Source organism: Streptomyces sp. DvalAA-43, assembly GCF_900091725.1.
Lineage (GTDB): Bacteria > Actinomycetota > Actinomycetes > Streptomycetales > Streptomycetaceae > Streptomyces > Streptomyces pulveraceus.
This window is the reverse complement of sequence record NZ_FMBW01000042.1, coordinates 1-26,029: the sequence shown is the minus strand read 5'-3', so window position 1 is coordinate 26,029 and position 26,029 is coordinate 1. Positions and strand designations below refer to the sequence as shown.

Annotated in this window: 30 protein-coding genes and 1 pseudogene; 11 read left to right on the top strand and 20 right to left on the bottom strand. The window is 71.5% G+C overall.

Annotated features, from left to right (window positions below; translation table 11 throughout):
* Position 1: 1 nt before the first annotated feature.
* On the top strand, positions 2 to 829 hold the full coding sequence (locus GA0115234_RS14725) for an inositol monophosphatase family protein (protein ID WP_093541719.1): 828 nt from the start codon (positions 2 to 4) through the stop codon (positions 827 to 829).
* A 16-nt stretch (positions 830 to 845) separates the two neighbouring features.
* Here the strand turns inward: GA0115234_RS14725 and GA0115234_RS14720 are convergent, their stop codons facing one another.
* Positions 846 to 1,715: an SDR family NAD(P)-dependent oxidoreductase gene (locus GA0115234_RS14720; protein WP_093541717.1), complete on the bottom strand. Its 870-nt coding sequence runs from the start codon at positions 1,713 to 1,715 to the stop codon at positions 846 to 848.
* A gap of 72 nt (positions 1,716 to 1,787) precedes the next feature.
* Between GA0115234_RS14720 and GA0115234_RS14715 the strand changes: the two genes are divergently transcribed.
* Entirely contained in the window at positions 1,788 to 2,219 is a 432-nt protein-coding gene (locus GA0115234_RS14715; protein ID WP_237541386.1) for a MarR family winged helix-turn-helix transcriptional regulator, read from the top strand.
* Positions 2,220 to 2,258: 39 nt separating this feature from the next.
* Here GA0115234_RS14715 and GA0115234_RS14710 read toward each other — a convergent pair whose 3' ends face one another.
* On the bottom strand, positions 2,259 to 3,035 hold the full coding sequence (locus GA0115234_RS14710) for a nucleotidyltransferase domain-containing protein (protein WP_093541740.1): 777 nt from the start codon (positions 3,033 to 3,035) through the stop codon (positions 2,259 to 2,261).
* Between the two features lie 158 nt (positions 3,036 to 3,193).
* Here GA0115234_RS14710 and GA0115234_RS14705 point away from each other — a divergent pair, with 158 nt between their 5' ends.
* Together GA0115234_RS14705 and GA0115234_RS14700 are read left to right on the top strand one after the other, a co-directional pair.
* The gene (locus GA0115234_RS14705; protein ID WP_093541715.1) at positions 3,194 to 4,609 is read left to right on the top strand and encodes a phytoene desaturase family protein; all 1,416 of its coding nucleotides are present in this window, start codon (positions 3,194 to 3,196) and stop codon (positions 4,607 to 4,609) included.
* Positions 4,610 to 4,635: 26 nt separating this feature from the next.
* Positions 4,636 to 5,172 (top strand): O-acetyl-ADP-ribose deacetylase, encoded by a 537-nt coding sequence (locus GA0115234_RS14700; protein ID WP_093541738.1) that lies wholly within the window; start codon positions 4,636 to 4,638, stop codon positions 5,170 to 5,172.
* A 71-nt stretch (positions 5,173 to 5,243) separates the two neighbouring features.
* Here GA0115234_RS14700 and GA0115234_RS14695 read toward each other — a convergent pair whose 3' ends face one another.
* From GA0115234_RS14695 to rpmG, 3 genes are read right to left on the bottom strand one after another with little or no spacing between them, the layout of a single operon-like run.
* Positions 5,244 to 6,398 carry a CobW family GTP-binding protein gene (locus GA0115234_RS14695; RefSeq protein WP_093541713.1) on the bottom strand — a complete coding sequence of 385 codons (1,155 nt, stop codon included), beginning with the start codon at positions 6,396 to 6,398 and terminating at the stop codon, positions 5,244 to 5,246.
* Positions 6,398 to 6,652 (bottom strand): type B 50S ribosomal protein L31, encoded by a 255-nt coding sequence (locus GA0115234_RS14690; protein WP_093541711.1) that lies wholly within the window; start codon positions 6,650 to 6,652, stop codon positions 6,398 to 6,400. Before GA0115234_RS14690 ends, GA0115234_RS14695 begins: the two co-directional genes overlap by 1 nt.
* Positions 6,653 to 6,686: 34 nt before the next feature.
* Positions 6,687 to 6,851, bottom strand: coding sequence for a 50S ribosomal protein L33 (gene rpmG, locus GA0115234_RS14685; RefSeq protein WP_093541709.1), 165 nt, complete (start codon positions 6,849 to 6,851; stop codon positions 6,687 to 6,689).
* 67 nt (positions 6,852 to 6,918) lie between these two features.
* Between rpmG and rpmB the strand changes: the two genes are divergently transcribed.
* From rpmB to GA0115234_RS14665, 4 genes are all read left to right on the top strand, one after another.
* Positions 6,919 to 7,155 (top strand): 50S ribosomal protein L28, encoded by a 237-nt coding sequence (rpmB, locus tag GA0115234_RS14680; protein ID WP_093541707.1) that lies wholly within the window; start codon positions 6,919 to 6,921, stop codon positions 7,153 to 7,155.
* Positions 7,155 to 7,460 (top strand): 30S ribosomal protein S14, encoded by a 306-nt coding sequence (gene rpsN / locus GA0115234_RS14675; protein ID WP_093541705.1) that lies wholly within the window; start codon positions 7,155 to 7,157, stop codon positions 7,458 to 7,460. Before rpmB ends, rpsN begins: the two co-directional genes overlap by 1 nt.
* A 134-nt stretch (positions 7,461 to 7,594) precedes the next feature.
* Positions 7,595 to 9,067, top strand: coding sequence for an AlkA N-terminal domain-containing protein (locus GA0115234_RS14670; RefSeq protein WP_093541703.1), 1,473 nt, complete (start codon positions 7,595 to 7,597; stop codon positions 9,065 to 9,067).
* A 21-nt stretch (positions 9,068 to 9,088) separates the two neighbouring features.
* Positions 9,089 to 9,613: a methylated-DNA--[protein]-cysteine S-methyltransferase gene (locus GA0115234_RS14665; RefSeq protein WP_093541702.1), complete on the top strand. Its 525-nt coding sequence runs from the start codon at positions 9,089 to 9,091 to the stop codon at positions 9,611 to 9,613.
* Positions 9,614 to 9,701: 88 nt separating this feature from the next.
* Here GA0115234_RS14665 and GA0115234_RS14660 read toward each other — a convergent pair whose 3' ends face one another.
* On the bottom strand, positions 9,702 to 10,286 hold the full coding sequence (locus GA0115234_RS14660) for a TMEM165/GDT1 family protein (RefSeq protein ID WP_093541700.1): 585 nt from the start codon (positions 10,284 to 10,286) through the stop codon (positions 9,702 to 9,704).
* 335 nt (positions 10,287 to 10,621) lie between these two features.
* Between GA0115234_RS14660 and GA0115234_RS14655 the strand changes: the two genes are divergently transcribed.
* A complete protein-coding gene (locus GA0115234_RS14655; protein WP_093541698.1) occupies positions 10,622 to 11,026 on the top strand; it encodes a (2Fe-2S) ferredoxin domain-containing protein in 405 nt (134 codons plus the stop codon).
* Here GA0115234_RS14655 and GA0115234_RS14650 read toward each other — a convergent pair.
* From GA0115234_RS14650 to GA0115234_RS14640, 3 genes are all read right to left on the bottom strand, one after another.
* A complete protein-coding gene (locus GA0115234_RS14650; protein WP_093541696.1) occupies positions 11,023 to 11,769 on the bottom strand; it encodes an SIR2 family NAD-dependent protein deacylase in 747 nt (248 codons plus the stop codon). The two genes, GA0115234_RS14655 and GA0115234_RS14650, sit on opposite strands and share 4 nt — an antisense overlap.
* 96 nt (positions 11,770 to 11,865) lie before the next feature.
* Positions 11,866 to 13,068: a hypothetical protein gene (locus tag GA0115234_RS14645; RefSeq protein ID WP_093541694.1), complete on the bottom strand. Its 1,203-nt coding sequence runs from the start codon at positions 13,066 to 13,068 to the stop codon at positions 11,866 to 11,868.
* 179 nt (positions 13,069 to 13,247) lie between these two features.
* Positions 13,248 to 13,742, bottom strand: coding sequence for an NUDIX domain-containing protein (locus tag GA0115234_RS14640; RefSeq protein ID WP_093541692.1), 495 nt, complete (start codon positions 13,740 to 13,742; stop codon positions 13,248 to 13,250).
* A 135-nt stretch (positions 13,743 to 13,877) separates the two neighbouring features.
* Between GA0115234_RS14640 and GA0115234_RS14635 the strand changes: the two genes are divergently transcribed.
* Positions 13,878 to 14,996, top strand: a complete 1,119-nt coding sequence (locus GA0115234_RS14635; RefSeq protein ID WP_093541690.1) for a glycerate kinase — start codon at positions 13,878 to 13,880, stop codon at positions 14,994 to 14,996.
* Between the two features lie 202 nt (positions 14,997 to 15,198).
* Here GA0115234_RS14635 and GA0115234_RS14630 read toward each other — a convergent pair whose 3' ends face one another.
* The 4 genes from GA0115234_RS14630 to GA0115234_RS14615 all read right to left on the bottom strand — a co-directional run bounded on the left by GA0115234_RS14630 (position 15,199) and on the right by GA0115234_RS14615 (position 18,344).
* Entirely contained in the window at positions 15,199 to 15,720 is a 522-nt protein-coding gene (locus GA0115234_RS14630) for an SRPBCC family protein (RefSeq protein ID WP_093541688.1), read from the bottom strand.
* 128 nt (positions 15,721 to 15,848) lie between these two features.
* Complete coding sequence (locus tag GA0115234_RS14625; protein WP_370804452.1) at positions 15,849 to 16,790, bottom strand: MASE1 domain-containing protein; 942 nt, start codon at positions 16,788 to 16,790, stop codon at positions 15,849 to 15,851.
* A gap of 131 nt (positions 16,791 to 16,921) precedes the next feature.
* A complete protein-coding gene (locus GA0115234_RS14620; RefSeq protein ID WP_093541686.1) occupies positions 16,922 to 17,755 on the bottom strand; it encodes a PP2C family protein-serine/threonine phosphatase in 834 nt (277 codons plus the stop codon).
* A 190-nt stretch (positions 17,756 to 17,945) separates the two neighbouring features.
* Positions 17,946 to 18,344, bottom strand: coding sequence for a DUF6221 family protein (locus GA0115234_RS14615; protein WP_093541684.1), 399 nt, complete (start codon positions 18,342 to 18,344; stop codon positions 17,946 to 17,948).
* A 367-nt stretch (positions 18,345 to 18,711) separates the two neighbouring features.
* Here GA0115234_RS14615 and GA0115234_RS14610 point away from each other — a divergent pair, with 367 nt between their 5' ends.
* A complete protein-coding gene (locus GA0115234_RS14610; protein WP_093541682.1) occupies positions 18,712 to 19,233 on the top strand; it encodes a hypothetical protein in 522 nt (173 codons plus the stop codon).
* A 94-nt stretch (positions 19,234 to 19,327) separates the two neighbouring features.
* Here GA0115234_RS14610 and pssA read toward each other — a convergent pair whose 3' ends face one another.
* The 7 genes and pseudogenes from pssA to GA0115234_RS14575 form a co-directional block, all read right to left on the bottom strand.
* Entirely contained in the window at positions 19,328 to 20,185 is an 858-nt protein-coding gene (pssA, locus tag GA0115234_RS14605; RefSeq protein ID WP_202553726.1) for a CDP-diacylglycerol--serine O-phosphatidyltransferase, read from the bottom strand.
* Entirely contained in the window at positions 20,172 to 20,819 is a 648-nt protein-coding gene (locus tag GA0115234_RS14600) for a phosphatidylserine decarboxylase (protein WP_093541678.1), read from the bottom strand. The genes pssA and GA0115234_RS14600 overlap by 14 nt, the downstream gene beginning before the upstream one ends.
* A gap of 181 nt (positions 20,820 to 21,000) precedes the next feature.
* On the bottom strand, positions 21,001 to 22,206 hold the full coding sequence (locus GA0115234_RS14595; protein WP_093541676.1) for an acyl-CoA dehydrogenase family protein: 1,206 nt from the start codon (positions 22,204 to 22,206) through the stop codon (positions 21,001 to 21,003).
* A 2-nt stretch (positions 22,207 to 22,208) separates the two neighbouring features.
* The gene (locus GA0115234_RS14590; protein ID WP_093541674.1) at positions 22,209 to 22,736 is read right to left on the bottom strand and encodes a MaoC family dehydratase; all 528 of its coding nucleotides are present in this window, start codon (positions 22,734 to 22,736) and stop codon (positions 22,209 to 22,211) included.
* 2 nt (positions 22,737 to 22,738) lie between these two features.
* A complete protein-coding gene (locus tag GA0115234_RS14585) occupies positions 22,739 to 23,758 on the bottom strand; it encodes an HpcH/HpaI aldolase/citrate lyase family protein (protein WP_093541672.1) in 1,020 nt (339 codons plus the stop codon).
* On the bottom strand, positions 23,755 to 25,767 hold the full coding sequence (locus GA0115234_RS14580) for a protein meaA (RefSeq protein WP_093541670.1): 2,013 nt from the start codon (positions 25,765 to 25,767) through the stop codon (positions 23,755 to 23,757). Before GA0115234_RS14580 ends, GA0115234_RS14585 begins: the two co-directional genes overlap by 4 nt.
* Positions 25,768 to 25,776: 9 nt before the next feature.
* Positions 25,777 to 26,029: pseudogene (locus tag GA0115234_RS14575) on the bottom strand (crotonyl-CoA carboxylase/reductase); the annotation flags it as partial.

The window sequence follows — 26,029 nt, the reverse complement described above, 5'->3', positions numbered from 1 at the left end:
CATGATCGATGAATTCCTGGCCGGAGACCTGACCGAGGTCGAGGCGGCGGTCCGCGCAGCGGCCGCCGCCGAGATCATGCCCCGCTTCCGGCAGCTCGCCGCGCACGAGATCGTCGAGAAGAACGGCCCGCACGACCTCGTCACCGTCGCCGACCGCCTCGCCGAGGAACACCTCACCGCGTCCCTGACCGGGCTCCTGCCCGGCTCGGTCGTCGTCGGCGAGGAGACGGTCCACGCCGACCCGAAGGTGTACGACGCCCTGGGCGGCGACGCGCCCGTCTGGATCGTGGACCCGGTCGACGGTACCCGCCAGTTCGTCCGCGGCGAACCGGGCTTCTGCACCCTGGTCGCCCTCGCCCACCGCGGCGAACTCCTCGCCTCGTGGACGTACGCCGCGGCCCTGGACGTGATGGCGGTCGCGGTCCGCGGCCGCGGCGCCCTGCTCGACGGCGAGCCGATACGCTCCGGCTCACCCGCCCCCGGGGCCGTGCTGCGGGTGGCGATGTCGCACCCCGACTACACCACCGACGCCCAGAAGCGCGCCCTGCTCGGGCTGCGCACCGAGGGGATCGACGCGCGGCCTTGCGGTTCGGCGGGCCTCGAATACCTCGCCGTCGCCCGTGGCGACCTGGACGCGACCGCTTTCAACTGGGAGTACGCCTGGGACCACGCGGCGGGCCTGCTGCTGGTCACCGAGGCGGGCGGCGCCCAGGCCACGCTCTCCGGCGCGCCGTTCCGCATCGTCGGCGGCAACGCCCTGCCGTTCACGGCGGCCCGCGACGAGGCGACCGCGGAGCGCGTCCTCGGGGCGCTGCGCGGCGAGGCCTGACCGGACGGGCGCCCGGTCAGGCGAGGAGCTCGCGGGTGAGTGCCCCGAGCCGGGCACGGGCCCGCGGGTCGTACGCCTGCTCATGCGCGGCCGTGTCGGTGAAGCGGTCGAAGTATCTTCCGGTGACACCGGCGAGTGCCGGGTCGGTGATCAGCCGGACGGCGGGGCGCACGCCCTCCTCGACGGGGACGGCCGGCGTGAGCCCGTACTCCCGCACGCCCCGGGTGTTCATCAGATGCGCCGGGTGCAGGGCGTTGACCGTGACCCCGCTGTCCGCCGTCCGGCCGGCCAGATCGAAGGTCGCCATGATCAGCGCGAGCTTGCTGCGGCAGTACGCCTCCAGCCCCTCGTAGTCGCGCTCCACCATGACGTCGTCGAAATCGACGGGCGCCTGCCCGATCGAGACCACATTGACCACCCGGGCGGGTGCGGACGCGGCAAGCAGCGGCCACAGCTCGCGGTTCAGCAGACAGGGCGCCAGATAGTTGACCGCGAACCGGAGCTCGTGGCCCTGCCGGCTCACCTCGCGCCGGAGCGGAGCGGTACCGCCGCCCACCACGGCATTGTTGACCAGGGCGTCGAGCCGGGGCTCCCGCTCACGGACCCGTGCGGCCAGGGCCCGGACCTGGTCCAGATCGGCCAGATCCGCGAGGTAGGTACGCACGGAGGCCCCGGACCCGGCCGTACGCACCTCGGCGGCGGCCTCGTCCAGACGCCCTCGGTCCCGGCCGTGCAGCAGCAGCGTCGCACCCCGGCGGGCCAGATCGAGCGCGAGGTGGCGGCCCATTCCCTGGGTGGCACCGGTGACCAGCACGGTCTTGCCGAAGGCGGATTCACGGTCGGGCCGGGGGTCCGGGGCCTGATCCTTCACCGGGTGAGTCTCCATGGCTTGAGTTATATCAAGACCTTGATACACCGTCCAGGCTTGATCGATGACCGTGCCTGTACGCTCGCCGTCATGGGAATGACCGCCGACGAACGCCTGGGCGCGGACATCAAGCGCGCCGAGCAGGCCCTCATGGCGGCCAAGAGCGCGGCCCTGAAGGACGCGGGGGTCACCGTCGCCCAGTACGCGGCGCTGTTCGCCCTCGCCGGCAACCCCGGGATCTCGGGTGCCGCGCTGGCGCGCGCGTGCCTGGTCACGCCGCAGGCGATGGCGGCGGTGCTGAAACACCTGGAAGAGCGCGGGCTGGTCGTCCGGTCGGCGCACCCGTGGCATCAGAAGATGCTGGAGACCCGGCTCACCGAGGCGGGCCGCGCGACACTCCGGCACGCCGACGCGCAGGCGGTACGGATCGAGCGCCGGCTCGCCGACGCATTCACCCCGGAGGAACGGGACACCCTGCGCGCCCTGCTCGCGCGCTGCGGTACGGCCATCCGGCGGGACTGAGCGGCGCCGGGCGCCCACTGCCGTACCGGTCGGCCCGTCTCACCCGCCGCAGGCCGCGCGCACCTCCCGCACCAGCTCCGCGGCCCGCTCCACCGCCGCCGCGTCCAGCCCTCGCAGGGCCTCGCCGATCCGTTCGGTGTAGTGCGCGGGGGTGTCCGGCAGGGCGGCAGCGGCGGCCGACGCGCCCTTCTCGTTCAGACACCAGGTGCGGTGGTGGGCGTGGAGGGCCTGGGCGAGGATGCCGAACGCCCGTGACAGGCACAGCGAGACATGGAGCGTGTCCCCGCCGGGAGCCGACTTCAGGGCGGCCGCCACCGAGAAGTCCGCCTCCCAGGCGGCTTCGACGAGCGCGGTGCGCAGCGGCTCCGGGTAGGTCAGGGTCTGCTCCCGAAGCTGTGTCAATTCCCCGTGCGGATCGGCGAGCACCCGCCCCAGCGCGACCTCGCCGGGGTACGCGGGGGACCAGAAGCCGAGCGGATGGCCGGGCTGCACGCCCACCTCGAAGCGCCCCTCGCGGCACTCCGCCCAGACCGCCTCCACCCGGTCCAGATCGCGCAGGATCCAGTCCACCGGGACGTCGTCCACTCGCAGCCAGGCCCCGCCGTCGACCCAGGGTCCCCACCCGCCGGGCCCGGCGACCTCGGCGGGGGCGCCCTGCACCTCGGACGCCAGGGCGGTCAGCGCGGCCACGTCGGGGGTGCCGCGGTAGTACAGGCCCAGATCCCAGTCGGAGTCCGGTCGATGGGTGCCACGGGCCCGGCTGCCGCCCAGGGCGACGGCCCGGATACCGGGCACGGCGGTGAGCCGGGAAGCCATGTCGGCGACATGGGCGGGGACGGTGGTCTCGTGGGCCGCAACGGGCGCGGCCGGGGAGTTCGGTGTCTTCATCGCGCGTGACCCTACCCGTGACCGTGCTGTCGGCGCCTCGGAATATCCTGGGTGTCCTGGCCATCGGCTGACGAAGGAGTCCGAAGGTGCCGTCGATGCTCGATGCTGTCGTCGTGGGGGCGGGCCCCAACGGACTGACCGCCGCGGCCGAACTGGCCCGCCGCGGTTTCGCCGTGGAGGTCTTCGAAGCGGAAGAGACCGTCGGAGGCGGCGCCCGTACCGAGGAGCTCACCCTTCCCGGATTCCGCCACGACCCCTGTTCCGCCGTCCACCCGCTGGGCATCGGCTCACCCGCTTTCAACGCGATGCCGCTCGCCCGGCACGGCCTGGAGTGGCTCCAGCCCGAGCTGGCGCTCGCCCACCCGTTCCCGGACGGCACGGCCGCCGTGCTCACCGGCTCGGTGGGGGAGAGCGCCATGTCGCTGGGGGCCCGGGACGCCGGTGCGTACCGCAGGCTCGTCGCCCCGTACCTCGGCCACTGGGACACCCTCGCCCAGGACTTCCTGCGCACCCCGTGGGACGGGCTGCCCCGAGACCCCTACCGCTGGATGCGGTTCGGTCTCGACGCGCTCCAGCCCGCGTCCCTGCTCTCCCGCCGCTTCCGTGGCGCGAAGGCGCGCGGTCTGTTCGCCGGGCTCGCCGCCCATGCCATCGCGCCCACCAACGGCCTGGCGACCGGCGGGATCGCCCTGCTGTTCGCGCTGGCGGCGCACGAGAAGGGGTGGCCGGTGCCGCGCGGCGGCTCGCAGTCCATCTCCGACGCCCTCGCTTCGTACGTACGGGAACAGGGCGGCACGATCCGTACCGGCACCGAGGTCAAGCGGCTCGACGAGCTCCCGCCCGCCCGCGCCTACATCTTCGACACCTCGCCCACCGCCCTCGCCCGTATCGCCGGGCTGGGCAACGCCTACCGCGGCTACCGGTACGGCGCGGCCTGCTTCAAGGTCGACTACGCCCTGTCGGGCCCCGTGCCCTGGACCGCGGCGGAGGCCCGCCGGGCCGGCACGGTCCACATCGGCCCCACGGCCGGCGAGATCGACGCCGCGCTGACGGCCGCGGTGACGGGCCGGGACCCGAGCGTGCCGTTCCTGATCACCGCACAGCCCAGCCTGGTCGACCCGTCCCGCGCGCCCGAGGGCCGTCATGTCTTCTGGGCGTACGGACATGTCCCCTCGGGCTGGGAGGGCGACGCCACCGACGTCATCGAACGGCAACTGGAGCGTTTCGCCCCGGGGTTCCGTGATCTGGTGCTCGCCCGCGCGGTGGCCGGACCGCCCGAACTCGCGGCGCGCAATGCCAACTACATCGGCGGCGACATCGGATGCGGCGCGTTCTCCGGTCTCCAGACGGTGCTCCGGCCCAAGCTCGCCCGGGTGCCGTACGCGACGGCGCATCCGGCGGTGTTCCTGTGCTCCTCGGCCACACCGCCCGGCCCCGGGGTGCACGGCATGTCGGGCCACCACGCGGCGAAGGCGGTCTGGCGGCGTCTGCGGGCGGCCTGAGGGCCGCGCAGGGCATGATGGCCGCCATGCGTACACCCGAGGGCGTCACCATCACCCTGGTCCGGGGTGACATCACCCGGCAGTCCGTCGATGTCATCGTCAACGCGGCGAATTCCTCCCTGCTCGGCGGTGGCGGGGTTGACGGCGCGATCCACCGGCGCGGCGGCCCGGAGATCCTCGCCGCGTGCCGGAAGCTGCGCGCGTCGCAGTACGGAAAGGGCCTGCGCACCGGCCTGGCGGTCGCCACGACGGCCGGTGAGCTCGACGCGCGATGGGTGGTCCACACCGTAGGGCCGGTCTGGAGCAGCTCCGAGGACCGCTCCGCCCTCCTGGCCTCGTGCTACCGCGAATCGCTGCGCACGGCCGCCGAGTTGGGTGCGCGTACGGTCGCCTTCCCGGCCGTCTCGACCGGGATCTACGGCTGGCCGATGGACGACGGCGCGCGGATCGCCGTCCGTACGGTTCGTCAGGAGGCCCTGGCGCCCGTAGAGGAGGTGCGGTTCGTGCTGTTCGACGCGTACGCGTACGCGGAGTTCGAAGCGGCGCTGGAGGCGCGGGGCTGATCCGCGGGCGCCGCGTGCGTCCGGCGGACGGGGAGGGTCCGGCGTACGCACGCGGCGTGCGGGCCCCGGGTTCAGGAGACCGGGTCGAGGAATGAGTCGAAGGGGGCCGGGAGCCGCCGCCACGCCTCGGGTCCGGCCGCGTATTCGGCGTCGGTGAGCAGGCAGGTTTCGAGGAGCCGGGCCAGCCCGTCCCGGTCGAGGCCGGGCGAGGTGAAGACGAGGTGCTGGCAGCGGTCGCCGTGCTCCGGATGCCAGTCGAGGGCGGCCGCCGCCCGGCGGACGGGCGGCACCATGTCCCAGGCCGCGTCCGGCAGGGAGGCCAGCCAGGGCCCCACGCTCTCCACACAGAGTGAGCCTCCCGCGGCGTCCCAGGCCAGCAGGGTGTCGGGGCGGTCGGCGAGCCAGAAACGCCCACGGCTGCGCGCGGCCGCGCAGCACAGATCCTCCAGTGCCCGGAAGAGCCGCTCGGGGTGGAAGGGGCGGCGGCGGTGCCAGACGAGCGTGGCGACCCCTGCCTCGTCCGCCTCCTGCGGCAGCAGCGCGCACGCGGGGTGCTGGGCGGCGGCCGCCGCCTCCACGTCGAAGCCGGCGAAGGCGAGGCGGGCCAGTTCGGCCGAGTAGGCCGCCACCTGACGCGCCGTCGGGTGGAGCTGGGTCAGCAGCGCGCGGTCCTCCTCGTCGGCCGTCCCGCTGCCGACGAGGGCGAGCACGGGTGCGTACTCCAGCTGCCGGGCCCAGGTGTCGCCGACGGTCCGCCGGTCCGTGGCGGCGGCCGCGAGCCCCGCCTCGGCCAGATCGTCGCCGTTCCCGAGACAGGGCAGCACGAGAGCGGGGTCGACGGCGGTCACCACGTTGGTGAGTTCGAGGAGTCCCCCGCCGTGCGCGACGACGGCCTCGGCCATCGTCCTGGGTTCCACGGAGTCCCACAGCTCGACGATCGCGAGCCGGACCGATCCGCTGCCGGCCAGCCGCTCCAGCTCCGGGACCAGGTCCTCGCGCAACGCGCAGCAGGCGCAGTCGTCGACGAGCGGGGTCTGTCCGCAGGACAGCTCGCCCGCCGCGTCCCGTACGAGGCGGCGCACGGTGCCCTCGGCGGCGGAGGCCAGATCGTGGTGGAGCGCGACGCTGCCGGGGACGGTGCGCAGCAGCCCGTCCACGACCTCCTTACGGGCCTCGGAGTGGAGCCCGGCGACGATCAGGACGGGCAACCGGCCACTGTCCCGCATCAGTTCGCCCCGTGTCGGCCGTAGCGGCGCTCGAATCGCTCGACGCGGCCCGCGGTGTCCAGAACACGGGCGGTGCCGGTGTGGAACGGATGGCTCGCCGAGGAGATCTCGACATCGACGACGGGGTAGGTGTTCCCGTCCTCCCATTCGATCGTCTTCCCGCTGCTCGCGGTGGAGCGGGTGAGGAAGGCGGAGCCGGCCGCCTTGTCGCGGAAGACGACGGGGCCGTAGGCGGGGTGGATTCCGGGCTTCATGAAGGTGTCCTTCCGGGTCGGGCGTGGGGCCGGGTCAGCGTTCTTCGCGGAAATCGACGTGCTTGCGGGCGAGCGGGTCGTACTTGCGCAGGACCATCCGGTCGGGGTCGTTCCGGCGGTTCTTGCGGGTGACGTAGGTGAAGCCGGTCCCGGCGGTGGAGCGGAGCCTGACGACCGGGCGTAGTTCGTTGCGAGCCATGACCGCTACTATATGGCAATGATTTCCATTTCCAACAAGTGGTTCTCCATGGAAAGCAGGTAGCTCCTTGTCCGCCCACTGCCAACTGACCGGCGCCAGGCCGGGCTTCGGCAACACCGTCTCCCACTCGCACCGGCGCACCTCGCGCCGCTTCGACCCCAACATCCAGCGCAAGAGGTACTGGCTGCCGAGCGAGGGCCGGTACGTCCGGCTGACGCTCAGCGCCAGGGCGATCAGGACCGTCGACCGGATCGGGATCGAGGCGGCCGTCGCCCGGATCCGTGCCGGGGGAGTGGCGGTCTGATGGCCAGGAAGAGCAAGATCGCGCAGAACGAGAGGCGCCGGGCCACCGTCGAGCGGCATGCCGCCCGTCGCGCCGAGCTGAAGGGGATCATCCGCCGCCCGTCCGCCACGGATGCCGAACGCCGGGCCGCCATGGACGAGCTCCGGCGCCAGCCGCGCGATGCCAGTGCGACCCGGGTGCGCAACCGGGACAGCGTGGACGGCCGGCCCCGCGGCCATCTGCGGAAATTCGGACTCTCCCGCATCCGCGTACGCGAGCAGGCCCACGCCGGATTCCTCCCGGGGGTAACCAAGTCCTCCTGGTGAGAGCCGGGGCCGCCGCGGGAGCCCGCCTGCCAGGACTTTTCGGTGCCCGACGCAGCACGGTGAAGTCCTGGCAGCTCCGGGTTGATGTCGGATTCTCGCCAGCCCCCGGGCGCCGGGTGGCGGATGCTTGAGCCATGCACACCGACACCGAGCGCTGCGTACGGGCCGTCCGATCCAAGGACTCCCGCTTCGACGGCTGGTTCTTCACGGCGGTCGTGACCACCCGGATCTACTGCCGCCCCAGCTGCCCGGCCGTGCCGCCCAAGGTCGAGAACATGACCTTCTACCCCAGTGCGGCCGCCTGCCAGCAGGCCGGATTCCGGGCCTGCAAACGCTGTCGGCCCGACACCAGCCCCGGCTCCCCGGAGTGGAACGCGCGGGCCGACTCCGTGGCCCGCGCGATGCGACTCATCCGGGACGGCGTCGTCGACCGGGAGGGCGTCCCGGGACTCGCGTCCCGGCTCGGCTACTCCGCCCGGCAGATCGAGCGCCAGCTCCTCGCCGAGCTCGGCGCCGGCCCGCTCGCCCTGGCCCGCGCACAGCGCGCCCAGACCGCGAGGCTGCTCATCGAGACGACCGGACTCCCCATGGCGGAAGTCGCGTTCGCCGCCGGGTTCTCCTCGGTCCGCACCTTCAACGACACCGTCCGCGAGGTCTTCGCACTCGCCCCGGGCGAGCTGCGCAGCCGCGCCGCCCGGTCCGCGCGACCGCCGGCCACCCCGGGAGTGATCGCGCTGCGGCTGCCGTACCGGGCCCCGCTCAACCCCAGCAACCTCTTCGGCCACCTCGCCGCCACCGCCGTCCCCGGCGTCGAGGAATGGCGCGACGGGGCGTACCGCCGCACGCTCTCGCTGCGGTACGGGCACGGCATCGTCGCACTCACCCCGCATCCCGACCACATCGCCTGCCGCCTCTCCCTCACCGATCCGCGCGACCTCACCCTCGCGATCAGCCGCTGCCGCTGGCTGCTCGACCTGGACGCCGACCCGGTGGCGGTCGACGAGCAGCTGTCCGCCGATCCGCTCCTCGCCCCCCTGGTCCGCAAGGCGCCGGGCCGGCGGGTCCCGCGGACCGTCGACGGTGCGGAGTTCGCCGTACGGGCGGTGCTCGGCCAGCAGGTGTCGACCGCCGCCGCCCGTACCCACGCGGCCCGTCTGGTCACCGCGCACGGTCTGCCCGTCGACGACCCGGAGGGCGGCCTCACCCACCTCTTCCCGGACCCCGAGGCGCTCGCCGGGCTCGACCCGGAACAGCTCGCCCTGCCGCGCAGCCGCCGCACCACCCTCACCACCCTTGTCGGCGCCCTCGCCGACGGATCGCTGCGCCTGGGCACCGACACCGACTGGGAGCGGGCGCGGGCCGAACTGACGGCCCTGCCCGGCTTCGGCCCCTGGACCGTCGAGGTGATCGCGATGCGGGCACTCGGCGACCCGGACGCCTTCCTCCCCACCGACCTCGGCATCCGGCGCGCGGCCGGGGAACTCGGCCTCCCCTCGACACCCGCGGCGCTCACCGCCCGCGCGGCCGCCTGGCGCCCCTGGCGGGCGTACGCGGTCCAGTACCTGTGGACCGTGGACGACCACCCCATCAACCACCTGCCCAACTGAGGAGAATCGGGAATTCCGGCCATGACCACGACGCCTTTGCCCACGGCGACCAGACAGCACACGGTCGTCGACAGCCCGTACGGGCCGCTCACCCTCGTCGCCACCGACGGAGTCCTCGCGGGCCTCTACATGACCGGCCAGCGGCACCGCCCGCCCGAGGAGACCTTCGGCGAACCCGACCCGCGGCCCTTCACGGAGGCCATCCGCCAGCTCGACGCCTACTTCGCCGGGGAACTGCGCGCCTTCGATCTGCCGCTACGGCTGGACGGCACCCCCTTCCAGCGCAGCGTCTGGGCGCAGCTCCAGCTGATCCCGTACGGCGAGACCCGCTCCTACGGCGAACTGGCCGAGAACCTCGGCAAACCGGGCGCCTCTCGCGCCGTGGGACTGGCCAACGGCAAGAATCCGGTGGGCATCATCGTCCCCTGCCACCGCGTCATCGGCGCCTCGGGGAGCCTCACGGGCTACGGCGGCGGACTCGACCGCAAGCAGCGGCTGCTGGCCTTCGAGAACGGCACGGAGGACGCCGCCCCGGCACTCTTCTGACGTCATCGGCGGCCACGGCCGCCCCCGCCCGTGGATACGGCAGCGGGCCCGGACAGCATGGTCCGGGCCCGCTCACCAGGTGCGGGGGTCAGCCGACGAAGATCTCCACCAGGGTCCAGATCGCGAGCCCCAGCATGCAGAGCCCGCCGATTCGCTGGACCGTCCTGAGCGGCACGCGCTTCGCGATGAAGCGCCCGGCGAGCAGCGCCAGCGCCGAGACGGACATCAGCGCGGCCGCGGAACCGATGGCCGTGGACCACGTGCCGTTGCTCGCGGCCAGATTGGCCGTGGTGATCTGGGTGAGGTCGCCCCACTCGCTGATGAAGACGGCCATGAACGCGGTCGAGTAGACCGGCCAGAAGCCGGTCACCGTCTTCGTGCCGCCGTCCTCGTCGTCCTCCCCGCCGCCGGATCGCAGCAGCATGAAGGCCCCGAACGCGAAGAGGGAGGCCGAGACGAGTTTGACGATCCAGTCGGGCAGCAGCCCGATCAGGCTGCCGGCCCCCACCGCGATGGCGACGTGGACGATGAACGCGGACGACGTGCCGAACCAGACGTACAGCGGTCGCATGCGGGTGCCCATGGCGAGCGACGCGAACATCGTCTTGTCGGGGAGCTCCGCGAGGAAGATCAGCCCGAAGGCGGTGAGAATCGCCAGGGGGTCGAGGTGCATTCCGGGTGGCTTTCTGTAGGAGCCGGGCCCCGGGCCTTCGCGAAGCGCCACTCGGGCATCCGGAGGACCACTCGGCCCGGCATGACGTCAGCGCCCACGGACGCGGGCGTGTCATACCTGACCGAAGGTCTCGCCCGCCCGCGATGATCCACGAGCCCGGCCACCGGGAACCCGGAGGTTCCAGTGTGTCGACGACCGGTTTGCGGGGCTACTCCCCTTCGCAGCCACCAACTGTACCCCACCCGCCCACGGGAACGAGCGTGTGTTCGACCCTCTGGCGGGGATGGGTACAGTCCCCTGGTGATCGTCCTCGCCCGCACCGGAAGCGTCCCCGTATGAGCCGCCGCACCCGAAGGGCGGTCCCCGCCCAGGGAGCGCCCCGGCCCACCGTCAGCGTCTGCCGCGGCTGCTGCTGCGGGACGCCCAAGATCCCGGACGTGGACCACGCCGGCCAGCTCGCCGAGCTGCGGCGGTCGCTGGGCGAGCGGGCGACGGTACGCGCCGTGGAGTGCCTGGACGCCTGCGAACAGGCCAATGTCATCGTCGTGCAGCCGTCGGCCGAGGGCCGCCGTGCGGGCGGCCGCCCGGTCTGGCTCGGGCTGGTCAACGACCCGGACGCGGTGGCGGACATCGTCGCCTGGGTCGAGGCGGGCGGTCCGGGGCTGGCGGACCCGCCGGAGATCCTCGACCTGTACACCTTCCGCGCCTCCCGCCGCGTACAGCAGGAACTGGAGCACTAGGACCCCTCGGCTCCCGGAGCCCCATCGGCGGCCAGCCGCTTCAGCAGCGCCGGGAGCGCCGTGCCGATGGGCTCGCGGATGGTCGCCTCGGCGAGTTCGTCGTACGGAGTCGGCTCCGCGTTCACCACGATGAGCCGTGCCCCGTTGTCCACGGCGATCCCGGCCAGCGAGGCGGCGGGCTGCACCTGGAGCGTCGTACCGACCGCGATGAACACCTCGCAGGCCTTGGCGATCGACACCGCCTCGCCCAGCACCACCGGATCGAGCCGCTCCCCGAACATGACCGTGGCCGATTTCAGGATGCCGCCGCAGACCGTGCAGGGCGGGTCGGCCTCTCCGGCCTCCACCCGGGCCAGCGCCCCGGCCATCGGGGAACGGGCATGACAGCGGGTGCAGACCACCTCCCGCGCCGTCCCATGCAGTTCCAGGACCTTGCGTGCCGGGAGCCCGGCCAGCTGGTGCAGACCGTCGACGTTCTGCGTGATCACCCGGACCGGAGTGCCGGACCGCTCCAGCTCCGCCACCGCGCGGTGGGCCGCGTTCGGCTCCGCGGCCCAGGTCGCGCTGGTGCGGCGCATCTGCCAGGAGCGGCGCCGGATCTCCGGATCCGCCATGTAGAAGTCGTACGTGACGAGCTTCTCGGCCTCCGGGTCCTTGCGCCAGAGCCCCTTGGGCCCGCGGTAGTCGGGGATGCCGGAGTCCGTGGAGATACCGGCGCCGCTGAGGATCGCGACGAGAGTCATGCCGCGAGCGTACGCAGCGCCGGACACTCCGGGCGAGGCCATTTCGGCCTCGGGAAGCCGCCGGACCCGCAGGGTGCGAGGTCCGCGCGGTGGACGTCAGGCCGCAGGGCCGGCCGGGGTGAACGGCGACGGGGTCAGGCCCGTCCAGGTGTTCAGCACGGCGCTCGCGGTCTGCTTGGTGACGCCGCCGTCCTGGACGGTGCCGCTCTTCGCGACGTAGAACCGCCCGTCGTCGAGCGAGACCAGCCCGTACTGCCCGTACTGTCCCGGCGCCGGCCATCCGTACGTACCGGTCGCGGTGTCGTGCGCGCCCTCGCGCAGCAGCGGGAGCAGCAGCCCGCGTTCCGGGCGCTGCTGCCCGCGCACCGGGCCGAGCACCGGCTTGCGCGCCCCGTCCAGCGCGAAGACCGAGTAGTTGGGGAAGCCCGGCTTGGCGCCCTTGTAGGCGGCCATCAGCCAGTTGCCGCTGTGCCCGTCGTACTCCAGGTTCTGCACACCGAAATTGGTGTTGCCGGTGTACACGAAGAACTTGCCGTCGACATGGGCGGGTCCGCTGGTGTGCGGGGCCGACTCGGTCAGCGGGCGCTCGTACTTCTTCCACCGGGTGACGTCGTACTGGAGCAGCACCTGGTGGTCGTTGTCCGTACGGCCGGTGTTGGAGTACACCCCGTACGCGACCGTCAGCTTCCGCTGGGCGCGCTTGCCGCGCCGGTCGCCGAACGCCGGGCCGAACGCGACCCCGTCGATGCCGCTGCAGCCGTAGCGGTGGTCGGGGGTGGCGCCCGTGTCGCCGTCGAAGACGCCGTCGCCGTTCATGTCGGCGGTGAAGTCCTTCACCACCTCCTTGAGGTAGACGGTCGAGACGACACCCGTGGACTGGGCGTCCATGTTCATCCGGGTGATGCGGTCGACGTCGAGGATCGCGATGTAGAAGGACTTGGCCTCCTTGTACTCCAGCGAGCCGTAGACCCGGCCGTCCTTCTCGTTGAAGTCCAGGTCGCCGAGGTGGCCGGTGAACCCGGTGACCGAGCCGACCGGCTTGCCCCTGAGGTCGGTCTTGACCAGCAGGTTGGTCATCGAGAAGTACATGAAGCCCTTGCGGCGGTCGATGGCCATGCCCTGGACATGGCCGGACTGCCAGGCGCCGCCGTCGACCGACAGCGGCAGCCTGCCGTGTGCGGCCGGGGCCGATACCGGTTCCGCGAGCGCCGTCGGTGCCGTGGCGACAACCGCCGTACAGGCGAACGCTGCGACGATCGTGGCCAGCAGCCCACCGAGGTGTCCCGTGTGCGTACGCATGATCCCTCCGCTGTCGTGGAGTCCGGATGATGCCGGTCGAGCGTGCACGGCGGACCAATGGCACATGAACGCGAGTCCGGCAGCCGTCGACCGGACTACCAGGTGACGACCAGTCAGCACAACGGGACACAACGGGAATACGGCTTGTATGCGGCGAGGGGGCGGGCCCGGCCGGTTTGTCAACCGCCTGCCGGGTGACCGTCCTCCAGTTCGGCCGCGCCCCCACCGGATTCGAGCACGTCCAGCGCGGCCCTCACTCGCAGCGCGAGAGCGCCGAGCAGATAGCGGTCGATCTCCTCGGGCCCGACCAGTTTCCAGGACAGCAGCTCTTCCTCCTGGAGCCGGATCGACTTCAACTGCGCCTCGTCCAGGACCCCGCCGTCGTACAGGTACGCGGCGATCGGCGGCCGTCGCGGGCTGCGGGCCCAGTCGATGGCGAGCAGCCGCCCCGGAGGCAGATCGAGACCGATCTCCTCGGCGGTCTCGCGCCGTGCCGCCTGCCGGGGGCTCTCGCCGTCGTCGGACTCGATCGTTCCGCCCGGCAGGGCCCAGCCCTCCCGGTAGTTCGGCTCGACGAGCAGCACCCGCCCCCGGTCGTCCCGGAACACGGTGGCCGCGGCGGCCAGCACCCGGGGGAGCCCCGCGATGTAGGAGATGTAGTCAGTGGTGGTCACGCGGGCAGCGTAGTGGCAGGGGTGCGACCGGAGCGACGACGGCTCTGGGCAGCGGGTATCCGCTGCGGATAGGGTCGGGGGCGGCGCGACTGCCTGTTCGAAAGCAAGGGATGCAAGGTGGCGGACGGAGCAGTGATGGAGACCGCACGCGTGCTCGTCGCGGCGGACAAGTTCAAGGGCTCGCTCACGGCCGTACAGGTCGCGGAGCGGGTGACGGCCGGGCTGCGGCGGGTCGTCCCCGAGGTGCGGGTCGAGACCCTGCCCGTGGCGGACGGCGGCGACGGCACGGTGGCGGCGGCGGTGGCCGCCGGGTTCGAGCGCCGCGAGGCGCGGGTGACCGGGCCGCTCGGGGGTCCGGTGACCGCGGCGTACGCGCTGCGCGACACCACCGCGGTGGTGGAGATGGCCGAGGCCTCGGGCCTCCAGCACCTGCCCGCGGGGGTGTTCGCCCCGCTCACGGCCACGACGTACGGCTCCGGCGAGCTGCTCGCCGCCGCGCTCGACGCGGGCGCCCGGACGATCGTCTTCGGCGTCGGCGGCAGTGCGACCACGGACGGCGGCGCGGGCATGCTGGCCGCGCTCGGTGCCCGTTTCCTGGACGCGGACGGCAAGCCCGTCGGCCCGGGGGGCGGCGGCCTGGCCGCGCTGGCGGAGGCGGACCTGTCCGGGCTCGATCCGAGGCTGGCCGAGGTGGACCTGATCCTTGCCAGCGACGTGGACAACCCGCTGACCGGCCCGAAGGGTGCCCCGGAGGTCTACGGCAGGCAGAAGGGCGCGTCCGAGCAGGACATCGCGACCCTCGACGCGGCGCTCGCCCACTACGCGTCCGTCCTCGGACCGGACCACGCCGGACTGCCCGGAGCGGGCGCGGCGGGCGGCATCGGCTACGGGGCGCTGGTCGCCCTCGGCGCCCGGTTCCGCCCCGGCATCGAGGTGATGCTCGACGTCCTCGGCTTCGCCCCGGCGCTGGCGCGCGCCACCCTGGTGATCACGGGGGAGGGCTCGCTCGACGCGCAGACCCTCCACGGCAAGGCACCGGCGGGCGTGGCGGCGGCCGCCCGCGCCGCGGGGATCGAGGTGGTGGCGGTCTGCGGCCGGCTGGCCCTGCCGCCGGAGGCCCTGACCGCGGCGGGCATCAGCCGCGCCTACGCCCTCGCGGACCTGGAGCCGGATCCGGCGGTCTCCATGGCCCAGGCGGGACCGCTGCTGGAGCGCGCGTCCGAGGCGCTCGCGCGCGACTTCCTGCTGCGCTAGCCGGACGGGGCGCCGATAGCGCGCCCCGCTCGGTGGCCGGAGACCGGGCCCTCGCGGCCCGTCCGGCGACCGGGGGCGCCGCGGAAGCCGGAGAACACGGCCGAGGGCCCGGGAAGGGGCGGTCGGGGAACATCCCCGTGCGGGGGACCCCGGCCCCTTCCCGGCGTCCCGCCCGGCGGCACCCGCCTCCCGCCCGGCCCGCTCATCGCACGGAGGGGGCCGCGTCCTGATCGTCCCCTGCGTCCTGATCGGCAGCCGGGCCGCCCGCGTCCGTATCCGTGCCGGTCCTGTCGCCCAGCAGCTCGGCCAGGCACCGCAGTTCGGCAGGCAGGTCCCGGCGCCAGGCCATCGTCACGAGCGGCGCGAGTATTATCATGCCGCCGTCCAGATGGGGCTTGACCGAGACGGTGACCGTCGTCCCCCGCGGGCCCGGACTCAGCCGGAACTCCAGCTCGGGGGAGTGGCGGCCCAGGGGCGTCCACATGCCCGCACCGCGGAAGGCCAGATACTCGACGGGTGTGCTCGCGGTGCACCGGAGCCGGTGCGTCCGTCGTCTGCCCGGAAACTTGCAGGCGTACTCGTCACCCAGCGCGGTGGCGATCGGGCCCTCTATCACCCGGTCTATGCTGGACGACCACTCGGCCAGGTTCCGCGGATCCCGGAGGAACGAGAAGATCTCCTCGGCGGGGCGGGACACCTGGACATTCGCAGACACATGGGGCATGGCTCCACCTCTTACGGCGCCCGTACGCCCGACTTTCGGCGTCCGGTTGCCCTCGTCGCGGTGCCGTCGCCCCTCAGCCTGCTTCGGATCGCGGATCCGCGCACCCGTCGCAGGACCGATGGAGTGATTTACGTGTCCTGCTGGGTCACCTTCTCGGCGAGTTGCACACAGAGTCGCTTGATCTCGCGGTATGTGCTGTTCCGCTCGGTGACGACCGCGGCCAGCAGCAGGGAGGTGAGCGCGGTGGTTCCGTTGAAGGCCTGGAGCGTGATCATGTTGGTGAGCAGGACGTGGTGGTCGAAGGGGCCGGCCATCCGCCCGGCGGCGAGGATCGCCAGCGTGGACACGCCCAGGGCGCAGCAGGCGGCGCCGGCACGCTCGAAACGGAAGGCGGCCCAGATCAGGAACGGGAACACGAGGAACAGCAGCGAGGCACCGGCGGTGTCGGTCACCAGCACGGTGACGGCCACCGTGCACACCGCCAGCGCGGCGGCCTCCGCCCACCTCGCCGGTGCGATGCCGTACGGCCTCCGGATCCTGCGCAGGACGAGCAGGAACGGTGTCACGACCATGACGCCCATGGCGTCGCCCGTCCACCAGACCGACCAGGTCGGCCAGAAGTCCGCGGACCGCACCGCCCCCGAGAGGACCAGGGCGCCGGTGCCCGCGGTCGCGCTGATCAGCGTCCCCGCCAGCGCGCCCAGGAAGACCAGCGCCAGGGCGTCGCGCAGCCGGTCGAGTTCCTTGCGGAACTCCGCGCGCCGCAGCAGCAGATAGGAACAGACCGGGGCGACCGTGTTCCCGGCGGCGATGACCAGGACGGGCAGTACGGAGGGCCCGATGGTGATGTTGGCGGCGAGCGCGCCGAGAGCGATCCCCGGCCAGCTCCGCACGCCGAGGACGAGCAGCGCCGCGACCGCGATCCCGGTCGGCGGCCACAGCGGGGTGACCTGGCCGCGCACCAGCTGCTGGAGCAGCCCCAGACGGGCCGTCGCGTAGTAGCAGACGGCCACCGCGAGGACCGTCAGGAGCTGGGCCGTCTGCCGCCGGAGCCGTGCGCTGTCCACCACAGCAGCATCAGACACCACGCCGCCACGTGCCGCCGGGGCGGGCGCGCCGACAGCGCGCCGATGGCGGCGAATGGGGGAGGTCCGGTACGTCCCTGTACCCGTGCCGCCCCGCCGCACCGGATGGGAGCGTGTCACACGACGGCCTCCCCGGGCCTGCCGTCGTAACGGACGACGAGCACGGCGGCGTCGTCCTCGTGACCGGTCAGGTCCGCCACCTCGATCACCCGCGCGGCCAGCTCGCCGGGATCGGCCCCGTCCGCCGCGCCGACCAGCTCCGCCACCGCGGCGAGACCCTCGTCGATCGGGTACGACGGCCCCTCCACGACCCCGTCGGTCAGCAGGACCAGATATCCGGGCCGGACCAGCCGCCGGCGGGTCACGGGGTAGCGCTGGCCGCGCATGATGCCCAGGGGCATCCCCCCGGCATCGACGAGGATGCCGGAGTCGCCGTCGTCGGTGCCCCAGACGATCGGCACGTGTCCGGCCCGTGCCACGGACAGCTCGCCGCTCTCCGGGAGGATGCTCAGCAGACAACAGGTCGTGAACAGGTCGCCGCCCAGCGAGATCAGCAGATCGTTGGCGCAGGACAGCACCTCGCCGGGGTCGACCGTGACACTGGCGAGCGCCCGGAGGCTGGCACGGGCCTCGCCCATGAAGGCGGCGGCCTCCACCCCGTGCCCCTGGACATCGCCGATGGTCAGCGCCGCCACCCCGTCCCGCATCGTGAACGCGTCGTAGAAGTCGCCGCCGACGGCCAGACCGTCCTGCGAGGGTGAGTACCGGGCCCCGATCCGGAGGCCAGGGAAGTCGGGCAGCCCGCCGGGGAGCATGTGCCGCTGCAGGGCCAGGCCCAGCTCGGCACGGGCGCGCTGGAACTGGATGTTCTCCAGGGCCTGATCGACGAGACGCCCCAGCGTGACAAGGAGATCCTGGGCGTTGTCCGGTGCGCTGTGGTGTCGGTGCATGGCGTCCCTGGGCGGTCCGATGCGCCCCTTCTGAAACCTTAGCCCTCCCGCGCCGTCCGCAGCAGGCCCGTGGCCGGGGCACACAGGGCCGCGGCAGAGGGGACGCAGCCGCCCTCGGTCTGCTCTGCGTGGCCCTCGGCGTCGCGACGCGGCCGGTGCCCGCACGGGCGGGCTCCGACCGCGCGGGCCGCTACTGGATGAAACGGGGGAGCCATCTGGCGCGGTACCCGGGGTGGCCCGCGTGTTCCGCGGCCAGCTGCCGTACGGCGAACCCCAGCCCCACGGCCCGGCCGGACCGGAAGTCGTGCTCGGGGCGGTCGGTGTCCAGGTCGGCGACCTCGGCGTACTCGTCGAGCAGCACCCGGCTCGTCTCGATCCGGCGCAGCGTGCGCGCGGGGTCCTGGTCGGCGATGTGCTGGTCGAACCCGAGATTCCGCAGACTGAACGCGATGGCCCCGGACCGGTCGTGGACCTCGCCGGGTACGTCGGCCGGGCACCGCCAGCTGTCGCCGCCCGCCTCCAGCGCGATGCGTTCTTCCTCGGCGAGGCGTGCCCGAACGAAGTCGATCATGTCGGAGTTGTCTGTCATCGGGGTTCCGAGTCCTTCGTCGTCATGGCCCGGTTCCCGGGGAACGGGCCCACCGCGGGCGCCCGAAGGAGCCCCCGCTCCCGTGCGCCCCAACATACTGCGCCGATGCTTCCGGCCGGTTCACCCGCATCCGGGCGGCGCGGCAGGCCGAAGGCCGGCGGTGCGCCCAACACCGTTACGAGGTCGTCGAGTTGGGCCAGATCGGTGAACTCGGACCCGGGCGTGGCGGTCTGTGACACGATCCTCTCCAGGGAGACCGGCGCATGCCCGGTCCACGGCCGGGCATGCGCCGTATGCCGGCCGTGGACGGAATCCGGGCCGCGTCCATGGACGGCGCCGTCTCATGGACAGGGCTGAGGAGCACCCAGTGTCGTGGACCGTGCCGGAGCAGATCAGACTCACGATGGTGCACCAGATGGAGATCAGGCGGGAGCCCGGCCTCACACGCAGCAACACCCGGGAGTCCTGGTGCCTGGTGCGGCGCCCCGACCACGGTGAGCTGCGGGCCGTCCTGAAGTGCGGGCGGTGCGGCCGGGAGGGCGTCTTCGTCATCCAGGACCTCGCGACGACCAAGCGCCTGCGCCGCGGCCCCATGGCCCGTTCGCTGGCCTCGGCCGTGGTCCTGATCGGCATCGTCGCGGCCCTCTGGATCATCGGCTTCACCGACGGCGACATCACGCTCCAGGTCCTGGCGTTCCCCGCGTCGCTGCTGTTCCTGCCGATAGGCGTCTATCTGCTGGCCAGCCCCAGCTCGAACATCGGTGTCCGGCCGCCCGAGTCGGTGTACTTCAAGACGGACACCGTGCGGGAGGGGCTCAGCTACGTCACGCGGAACAGCCGCCGGGGCGAGGGGCTCGCCTGCAGTGGGAACGCCAAGCCCGCCGCGTGACGCGGAGCCCCGCGGGCCGGATGCCCACGGCGCACATGAGAAGGACCCGGGTGCTGGGGAGCACCCGGGTCCTTCTCATGTGTTCTGTGTGCCGCTACGGCAGCTGTGCCGTCCGTGCCTCACGCCGGTTGTCGCGGAAGGTGTTCACCCGCCGGGCGGTCGCGAAGAGCGGGATGACCGCTCCCAGGACCACCTGGAGCGCACAGCCGGTCTGGAGGAGCAGCTGGCCGCCGGGAGCGTCGAACGCCCACGCGGCGAGGAGCCCCATCGCGGCCACGATCCAGCTGAGCATCGCCACCGCGAGGACGCCCCGCGGCTTCGGGTACTCGACCCGGCTGACCATCAGCCACGCCACCCCGACGATCGCGAGCAGCGTCGGCACGAAGGGCAGCTCCAGGAGCACGATCGAGACGACCGTGAGCGCTCCGAAGGGGCTCGGCATGCCCTGGAACATGCCGTCCTTCATGGTCACGCACGAGAATCTCGCAAGCCTGAGCACCACCGCCAGCAGCACCACGATCGCCGCCAGTGCCGACACCCGCTGGTGCGCGTCGTCCGCGACCATGCCGTACACCAGGACGAAGTACGCCGGGGCGAGCCCGAAGCTGATCAGGTCCGAGAGGTTGTCCAGCTCGGCACCCATCGGCGAGGAACGCAGCTTGCGTGCCACGAGCCCGTCGAAGAGGTCGAAGACCGCGGCCAGGAGCATCAGGATCACGGCAGTGGCGGCGGAGTGCCGCGCCATGCCGCTCTCGTCGCTGCCCGTGAGGTGCGGGATGAGGATTCCGGTGGTGGTGAAGTACACCGCCATGAAACCGCACGTGGCGTTACCGAGAGTGAGGGTGTCCGCTATCGACAGCCGCAGAGAGAGCGGCATGTCCTCGCCGGCGTCCTCCTCGGACTCCGACTCGGGCACCCAGCCTGCCTGGGTGTCAGGATCAATCACGGTCAATTCGAGTCACCCCCGCGGTGGTGGCCTGGCCTACCTCGACCGCGACATCGACACCTTCCGGAAGGTAGATGTCGACCCGGGAGCCGAAGCGGATCAGGCCGATGCGCTCGCCCTGCTCCACCTTCGTGCCCTGCGGGATGTACGGGACGATGCGCCGGGCGACCGCACCCGCGATCTGCACCATCTCGATGTCGCCGAGCTCGGTGTCGAAGTGCCAGACAACGCGCTCGTTGTTCTCGCTCTCCTTGTTGAACGCCGGAACGAACCCGCCGGGGACGTGCTCGACCGAGGTCACCGTGCCGGCCAGGGGCGCACGGTTGACGTGGACGTTCAGCGGGCTCATGAAGATCGCGACGCGGGTGCGCCCGTCCTTCCACGGCATGATGCTCTGCACCACGCCGTCGGCCGGCGAAATGACCCGGCCCTGGGTGATCTCGCGCTCGGGGTCGCGGAAGAACCACAGCATGCCCGCCGCGAGCGCGGTGGTGGGCACGGCGACCGCGGCCCAGCGCCCGGACTTGCGGGTCCGGGCGATGCTGAGCGCCGCGGTGGCGACGGTCGGGAGGAGCCACGGCGAAGCTCCGCGCGCAAGGCGGACCCCGCCGCGTGGTGCAGAGGTTTGGCTGTCGGGCATGGATGACCTTCGTAGCGGATGATGCCGCGCTGGCAACGGGGGACGGCGGCTTTTCCGGCGATGTTATCGGTTGCGGGCAACAACTGGGCAAGCCAGCACCCGAGTCGGACGGCTGGAAGGCACCGGCCGAGGATGACAGGGTGTGATCTTCTTCGCGGCTAAATCGCCAGGAAAGGGACAATCACCCCTGGATCCGGTACTCCTCGAGGAGTCGGCGCCCGATGATCATTTTCTGGATCTCGGCGGTTCCTTCGCCGATGAGCAGCATCGGGGCCTCCCGGTAGAGGCGCTCGATCTCGTACTCCTTGGAGAAGCCGTAACCGCCATGGATGCGGAAGGCATCCTCGACGACTTCCTTGCAGTACTCCGAGGCGAGGTACTTCGCCATCCCTGCTTCCAGGTCGTTTCGTTCCCCGGAGTCCTTTTTGCGCGCTGCATTTACCATCATCGCATGGGCGGCCTCGACCTTGGTGGCCATTTCAGCCAGCTTGAACTGGATCGCCTGGTGCTGCGCAATCGGCTTTCCGAAGGTCTGGCGCTGCTGGGCGTAGGACACGCCCAGCTCGAATGCACGCTGTGCGACACCACAACCACGCGCAGCCACATTTACCCGGCCGACCTCGACTCCGTCCATCATTTGGTAAAACCCTCGGCCGGTGGTGCCGCCCAGTACCCGATTGGCCGGAATTCGTAGCCCATCCATGATGAGTTCGGTCGTGTCGACGCCCTTGTAGCCCATTTTGTCGATCTTGCCGGGAATGGTGAGGCCGGGCAGGACCTCGCCGAAACCGGGCTCCTTCTCCACCAGGAATGTCGTCATCGACTTGTGCGGGGCGGTCCCCTCGGGGTGGCCTTCGTCACTCCGGCACAGGACGGCGACGAGCGAGGACGTGCCGCCGTTCGTCAGCCACATCTTCTGGCCGTTCAGGACGTACTCCTCGCCGTCCCTGACACCCTTGGAGGTGATCGCCGAGACGTCCGAGCCCAGCGCCGGCTCGGACATCGAGAACGCACCCCGGACCTCGCCCAGCGCCATGCGCGGCAGGAACGTGTCCTTCTGTTCCTGGGTGCCGTGCTGCTTGAGCATGTACGCCACGATGAAGTGCGTATTGATGATTCCCGACACGCTCATCCAGCCGCGGGCGATTTCCTCCACGCACAGCGCGTATGTGAGAAGCGACTCACCCAGACCCCCGTACTCCTCGGGGATCATCAGCCCGAACAGACCGAGTTCCTTGAGCCCCTCGACGATCTCGGTGGGGTACTCGTCACGGTGCTCCAGCCCGGTCGCGACCGGAATGATCTCCTTGTCGACGAAATCACGGACCGTGGAGAGAATTTCCCGCTGGACGTCGTTGAGGCCGGCGGTCTGGGCGAGTCGCGTCATGGCTACTTCTCCACGTTCTTCTGCGAAGGCTGGTTCAGCTCGGGGCGGCCGGGCTGCTCGCCGCCGCGCGCCTTGATGTACGTCTCGGTGGGGACCATCACCTTGCGACGGAACACGCAGACCAGCGTGGAGTCCTGCTTGTACCCCCTGGTCTCCACGTAGACGATTCCGCGGTCGCTCTTGGACTTTGACGGAGTCTTGTCCAGAACGGTCGTCTCGCCGTAGATCGTGTCGCCGTGGAAGGTCGGCGCGACATGCTTCAGCGACTCGACCTCCAGATTGGCGATCGCCTTTCCGGAAACGTCCGGAACGGACATCCCGAGCAGGAGCGAGTAGATGTAGTTGCCGACGACAACGTTCTTTCCGAAATCGGTCGTCCGCTCCGCGTAGTTGCTGTCCATGTGCAACGGGTGATGATTCATGGTCAGCAGACAGAAGAGGTGGTCGTCGTATTCGGTGACCGTCTTCCCGGGCCAGTGCTTGTAGACCGCACCGACCTCGAACTCCTCATAGGTGCGCCCGAACTGCATGATCAGGCCTCCGGCGCTTCGAACTTGGAGGTGCGCTGCATGCCGGCCGCCCGGCCCTTGCCCGCGATCACCAGGGCCATCTTGCGGCTCGCCTCGTCGATCATCTCGTCGCCGAGCATCGCCGAACCCTTCTTGCCGCCCTCCTCGGAGGTGCACCACTCGTACGCGTCGAGAATCAGCTCCGCGTGGTCGTAGTCCTCCTGCGAGGGCGAGAACACCTCATTGGCCGCGTCCACCTGGCCGGGGTGCAGCACCCACTTGCCGTCGAAGCCCAGCGCCGCCGCCCGGCCCGCGACCTCGCGGTACGCGTCCACGTCACGGATCTGGAGGAAGGGACCGTCGATCGCCTGGAGGTCGTGCGTACGGGCCGCCATCAGAATGCGCATCAGGATGTAGTGGTAGGCGTCCGCGCCGTACCCGGGCGGCTGCTGGCCGACCACCAGGGTCTTCATGTTGATCGAGGCCATGAAGTCGGCCGGGCCGAAGATCAGCGTCTCCAGGCGGGGCGAGGCGGCGGCGATGTCGTCGATGTTCACCAGGCCCTTGGCGTTCTCGATCTGCGCCTCGATGCCGATCCTGCCGACCTCGAAGCCCATCGTCTTCTCGATCTGGGTCAGCAGCAGGTCGAGGGCGACGACCTGCTGGGCGTCCTGGACCTTGGGCAGCATGATGCAGTCGAGGTTCTGCCCGGCTCCCTCGACGACCGTGATGACATCGCGGTACGTCCAGTGCGTGGTCCAGTCGTTGACCCGCACGACCCGCGTCTTGCCCGTCCAGTCGCCGTTGTTCAGCGCGTCGACGATGGTGTGCCGGGCGCCCTCCTTGGCGAGCGGCGCGCAGGCGTCCTCCAGATCGAGGAAGACCTGGTCGGCGGGGAGGCCCTGGGCCTTCTCCAGGAACCGCGGGTTCGAGCCGGGCACTGCCAGGCACGAGCGGCGCGGACGCAGACGGGAGGTGCCGTCCCGCAGGGACGTCTCTTGAGGGTGGTGGTGGGAGACGGGCGGGCGGTTGACGGCAGTCATGCGGGGACCTCCAGAGGGTCGAGCTTGTTCGCTTTCCGGATCTCGTCGACGATACGGCCGATGATCTCCGTGATACCGAAATCCTTCGGGGTGAATACGGCGGCGACACCGGCCCCGATCAGGGCCGACGCGTCGGCGGGCGGAATGATCCCGCCCGCGATGACCGGGATGTCGGCGGCGCCCGCCTCGCGCAGCCGGGTGAGTACGTCCGGTACGAGTTCGGCGTGCGATCCGGACAGGATGGACAGGCCGACGCAGTGCACGTCCTCGGCGAGCGCGGCCGAGACGATCTGTTCGGGGGTCAGCCTGATCCCCTGGTAGACGACCTCGAAACCGGCGTCACGGGCCCGGACGGCGATCTGCTCGGCGCCATTGGAGTGCCCGTCCAGGCCCGGCTTGCCGACCAGCAGCCGCAGCCGTCCGGCACCCAGGTCGGCCGCGGTGCGGGCCACCTTCTCGCGGACCAGGGCCAGCGGGGTGCCCGCCTCGGCGGTCACCGCGACCGGAGCGGACGAGACGCCCGTCGGGGCCCGGAACTCGCCGAAGACATCGCGCAGCGCCCAGGACCACTCGCCGGTGGTGACACCCGCACGGGCGCACTCCACCGTCGCCTCCATCATGTTGTCGCTGCCCGCGGCGGCCTTCTTCAGCGCCGCCAGCGCCTCGGTGGCGCGGGCCTCGTCGCGGTTGTCGCGCCAGTCGTGCAGGGCGGCGACGACCTTGGCCTCGTTGGCGGGGTCGACCGTCATGATCGCCCCGTCGAGGTCCGCGGTGAGCGGGTTCGGTTCCGTCGTCTCGTAGATGTTGACGCCGACGATCCGCTCCTCGCCGCCCTCGATCCGGGCCCGGCGGGCGGCGTGCGAGGAGACCAGCTCGGACTTCAGATAGCCGGACTCGACGGCCGCCATGGCACCGCCCATCCGCTCGATCCGGTCGATCTCGGCGAGCGACTCGGTGACCAGCTCGCCCACCTTGGCCTCGATGACGTGCGACCCGGCGAAGATGTCCTCGTACTCCAGCAGATCGCTCTCGTGTGCGAGCACCTGCTGGATACGGAGGGACCACTGCTGGTCCCAGGGCCGGGGGAGCCCCAGCGCCTCGTTCCAGGCCGGCAGCTGGACGGCCCGTGCGCGGGCGTCCTTGGAGAGCGTGACGGCCAGCATCTCCAGGACGATGCGCTGGACGTTGTTCTCCGGCTGCGCCTCGGTCAGGCCGAGGGAGTTGACCTGGACGCCGTAGCGGAAGCGGCGCTGCTTGGCGTCGGCGATGCCGTACCGGTCGCGGGTGACACGGTCCCAGATGCGGCCGAAGGCGCGCATCTTGCACATCTCCTCGATGAAGCGGACGCCCGCGTTCACGAAGAAGGAGATCCGCGCGACCACATCGCCGAACTTCTCCTCGGGCACCTGCCCGGAGTCACGGACCGCGTCGAGCACGGCGATCGCCGTCGACATGGCGTACGCGATCTCCTGGACCGGAGTGGCCCCCGCCTCCTGCAGGTGGTAGCTGCAGATGTTGATCGGGTTCCACTTCGGGATGCGGTTGACCGTGTACGTGATCATGTCGGTGGTCAGCCGCAGCGAGGGACCGGGCGGGAAGACGTGCGTCCCACGCGAGAGGTACTCCTTGACGATGTCGTTCTGTGTGGTGCCCTGGAGCTTCGCGGGATCGGCGCCCTGCTCCTCGGCGACCACCTGGTAGAGCGCCAGCAGCCACATCGCGGTGGCGTTGATCGTCATCGAGGTGTTCATCTGTTCCAGAGGGATGTCCTGGAACAGCCGGCGCATGTCGCCGAGGTGCGAGACCGGCACGCCGACCCGGCCGACCTCGCCGCGGGCGAGGATGTGGTCGGGGTCGTAACCCGTCTGTGTCGGCAGGTCGAAGGCGACCGACAGGCCGGTCTGGCCCTTGGCGAGGTTGCGCCGGTAGAGCTCGTTGGACGCCTCGGCGGTCGAGTGGCCGGCGTAGGTCCGCATGAGCCACGGGCGGTCCTTCTGACGTTCGGTCATCGCTGGACCTCAGACGTTCCGGAAACGGTTGATGGCGTCGATGTGCCGCGCGCGCAGCTCCTCGTCGCGCACGCCCAGGCCCTCGCGCGGCGCCAGTGCCAGCACACCGACCTTGCCCTGGTGGAGGTTGCGGTGGACGTCGTACGCGGCCTGGCCGGTCTCCTCCAGGGAGTAGACCTTCGACAGGGTGGGGTGGATCTTCCCCTTGGCGACCAGCCGGTTGGCCTCCCAGGCCTCGCGGTAGTTGGCGAAGTGCGAGCCG

Bases quoted from the DNA above. Each gene is read 5' to 3' on its own strand.
- GA0115234_RS14725 (WP_093541719.1), top strand. From the start codon at position 2: ATGATCGATGAATTCCTGGCCGGAGACCTGACCGAGGTCGAGGCGGCG.
- GA0115234_RS14720 (WP_093541717.1), bottom strand. From the start codon at position 1,715: ATGGAGACTCACCCGGTGAAGGATCAGGCCCCGGACCCCCGGCCCGAC.
- GA0115234_RS14715 (WP_237541386.1), top strand. From the start codon at position 1,788: ATGGGAATGACCGCCGACGAACGCCTGGGCGCGGACATCAAGCGCGCC.
- GA0115234_RS14710 (WP_093541740.1), bottom strand. From the start codon at position 3,035: ATGGCTTCCCGGCTCACCGCCGTGCCCGGTATCCGGGCCGTCGCCCTG.
- GA0115234_RS14700 (WP_093541738.1), top strand. From the start codon at position 4,636: ATGCGTACACCCGAGGGCGTCACCATCACCCTGGTCCGGGGTGACATC.
- GA0115234_RS14695 (WP_093541713.1), bottom strand. From the start codon at position 6,398: ATGCGGGACAGTGGCCGGTTGCCCGTCCTGATCGTCGCCGGGCTCCAC.
- GA0115234_RS14690 (WP_093541711.1), bottom strand. From the start codon at position 6,652: ATGAAGCCCGGAATCCACCCCGCCTACGGCCCCGTCGTCTTCCGCGAC.
- rpmG (WP_093541709.1), bottom strand. From the start codon at position 6,851: ATGGCTCGCAACGAACTACGCCCGGTCGTCAGGCTCCGCTCCACCGCC.
- rpsN (WP_093541705.1), top strand. From the start codon at position 7,155: ATGGCCAGGAAGAGCAAGATCGCGCAGAACGAGAGGCGCCGGGCCACC.
- GA0115234_RS14670 (WP_093541703.1), top strand. From the start codon at position 7,595: ATGCACACCGACACCGAGCGCTGCGTACGGGCCGTCCGATCCAAGGAC.
- GA0115234_RS14665 (WP_093541702.1), top strand. From the start codon at position 9,089: ATGACCACGACGCCTTTGCCCACGGCGACCAGACAGCACACGGTCGTC.
- GA0115234_RS14660 (WP_093541700.1), bottom strand. From the start codon at position 10,286: ATGCACCTCGACCCCCTGGCGATTCTCACCGCCTTCGGGCTGATCTTC.
- GA0115234_RS14655 (WP_093541698.1), top strand. From the start codon at position 10,622: ATGAGCCGCCGCACCCGAAGGGCGGTCCCCGCCCAGGGAGCGCCCCGG.
- GA0115234_RS14650 (WP_093541696.1), bottom strand. From the start codon at position 11,769: ATGACTCTCGTCGCGATCCTCAGCGGCGCCGGTATCTCCACGGACTCC.
- GA0115234_RS14645 (WP_093541694.1), bottom strand. From the start codon at position 13,068: ATGCGTACGCACACGGGACACCTCGGTGGGCTGCTGGCCACGATCGTC.
- GA0115234_RS14635 (WP_093541690.1), top strand. From the start codon at position 13,878: ATGGAGACCGCACGCGTGCTCGTCGCGGCGGACAAGTTCAAGGGCTCG.
- GA0115234_RS14630 (WP_093541688.1), bottom strand. From the start codon at position 15,720: ATGCCCCATGTGTCTGCGAATGTCCAGGTGTCCCGCCCCGCCGAGGAG.
- GA0115234_RS14620 (WP_093541686.1), bottom strand. From the start codon at position 17,755: ATGCACCGACACCACAGCGCACCGGACAACGCCCAGGATCTCCTTGTC.
- GA0115234_RS14615 (WP_093541684.1), bottom strand. From the start codon at position 18,344: ATGACAGACAACTCCGACATGATCGACTTCGTTCGGGCACGCCTCGCC.
- GA0115234_RS14600 (WP_093541678.1), bottom strand. From the start codon at position 20,819: ATGCCCGACAGCCAAACCTCTGCACCACGCGGCGGGGTCCGCCTTGCG.
- GA0115234_RS14595 (WP_093541676.1), bottom strand. From the start codon at position 22,206: ATGACGCGACTCGCCCAGACCGCCGGCCTCAACGACGTCCAGCGGGAA.
- GA0115234_RS14590 (WP_093541674.1), bottom strand. From the start codon at position 22,736: ATGCAGTTCGGGCGCACCTATGAGGAGTTCGAGGTCGGTGCGGTCTAC.
- GA0115234_RS14585 (WP_093541672.1), bottom strand. From the start codon at position 23,758: ATGACTGCCGTCAACCGCCCGCCCGTCTCCCACCACCACCCTCAAGAG.
- GA0115234_RS14580 (WP_093541670.1), bottom strand. From the start codon at position 25,767: ATGACCGAACGTCAGAAGGACCGCCCGTGGCTCATGCGGACCTACGCC.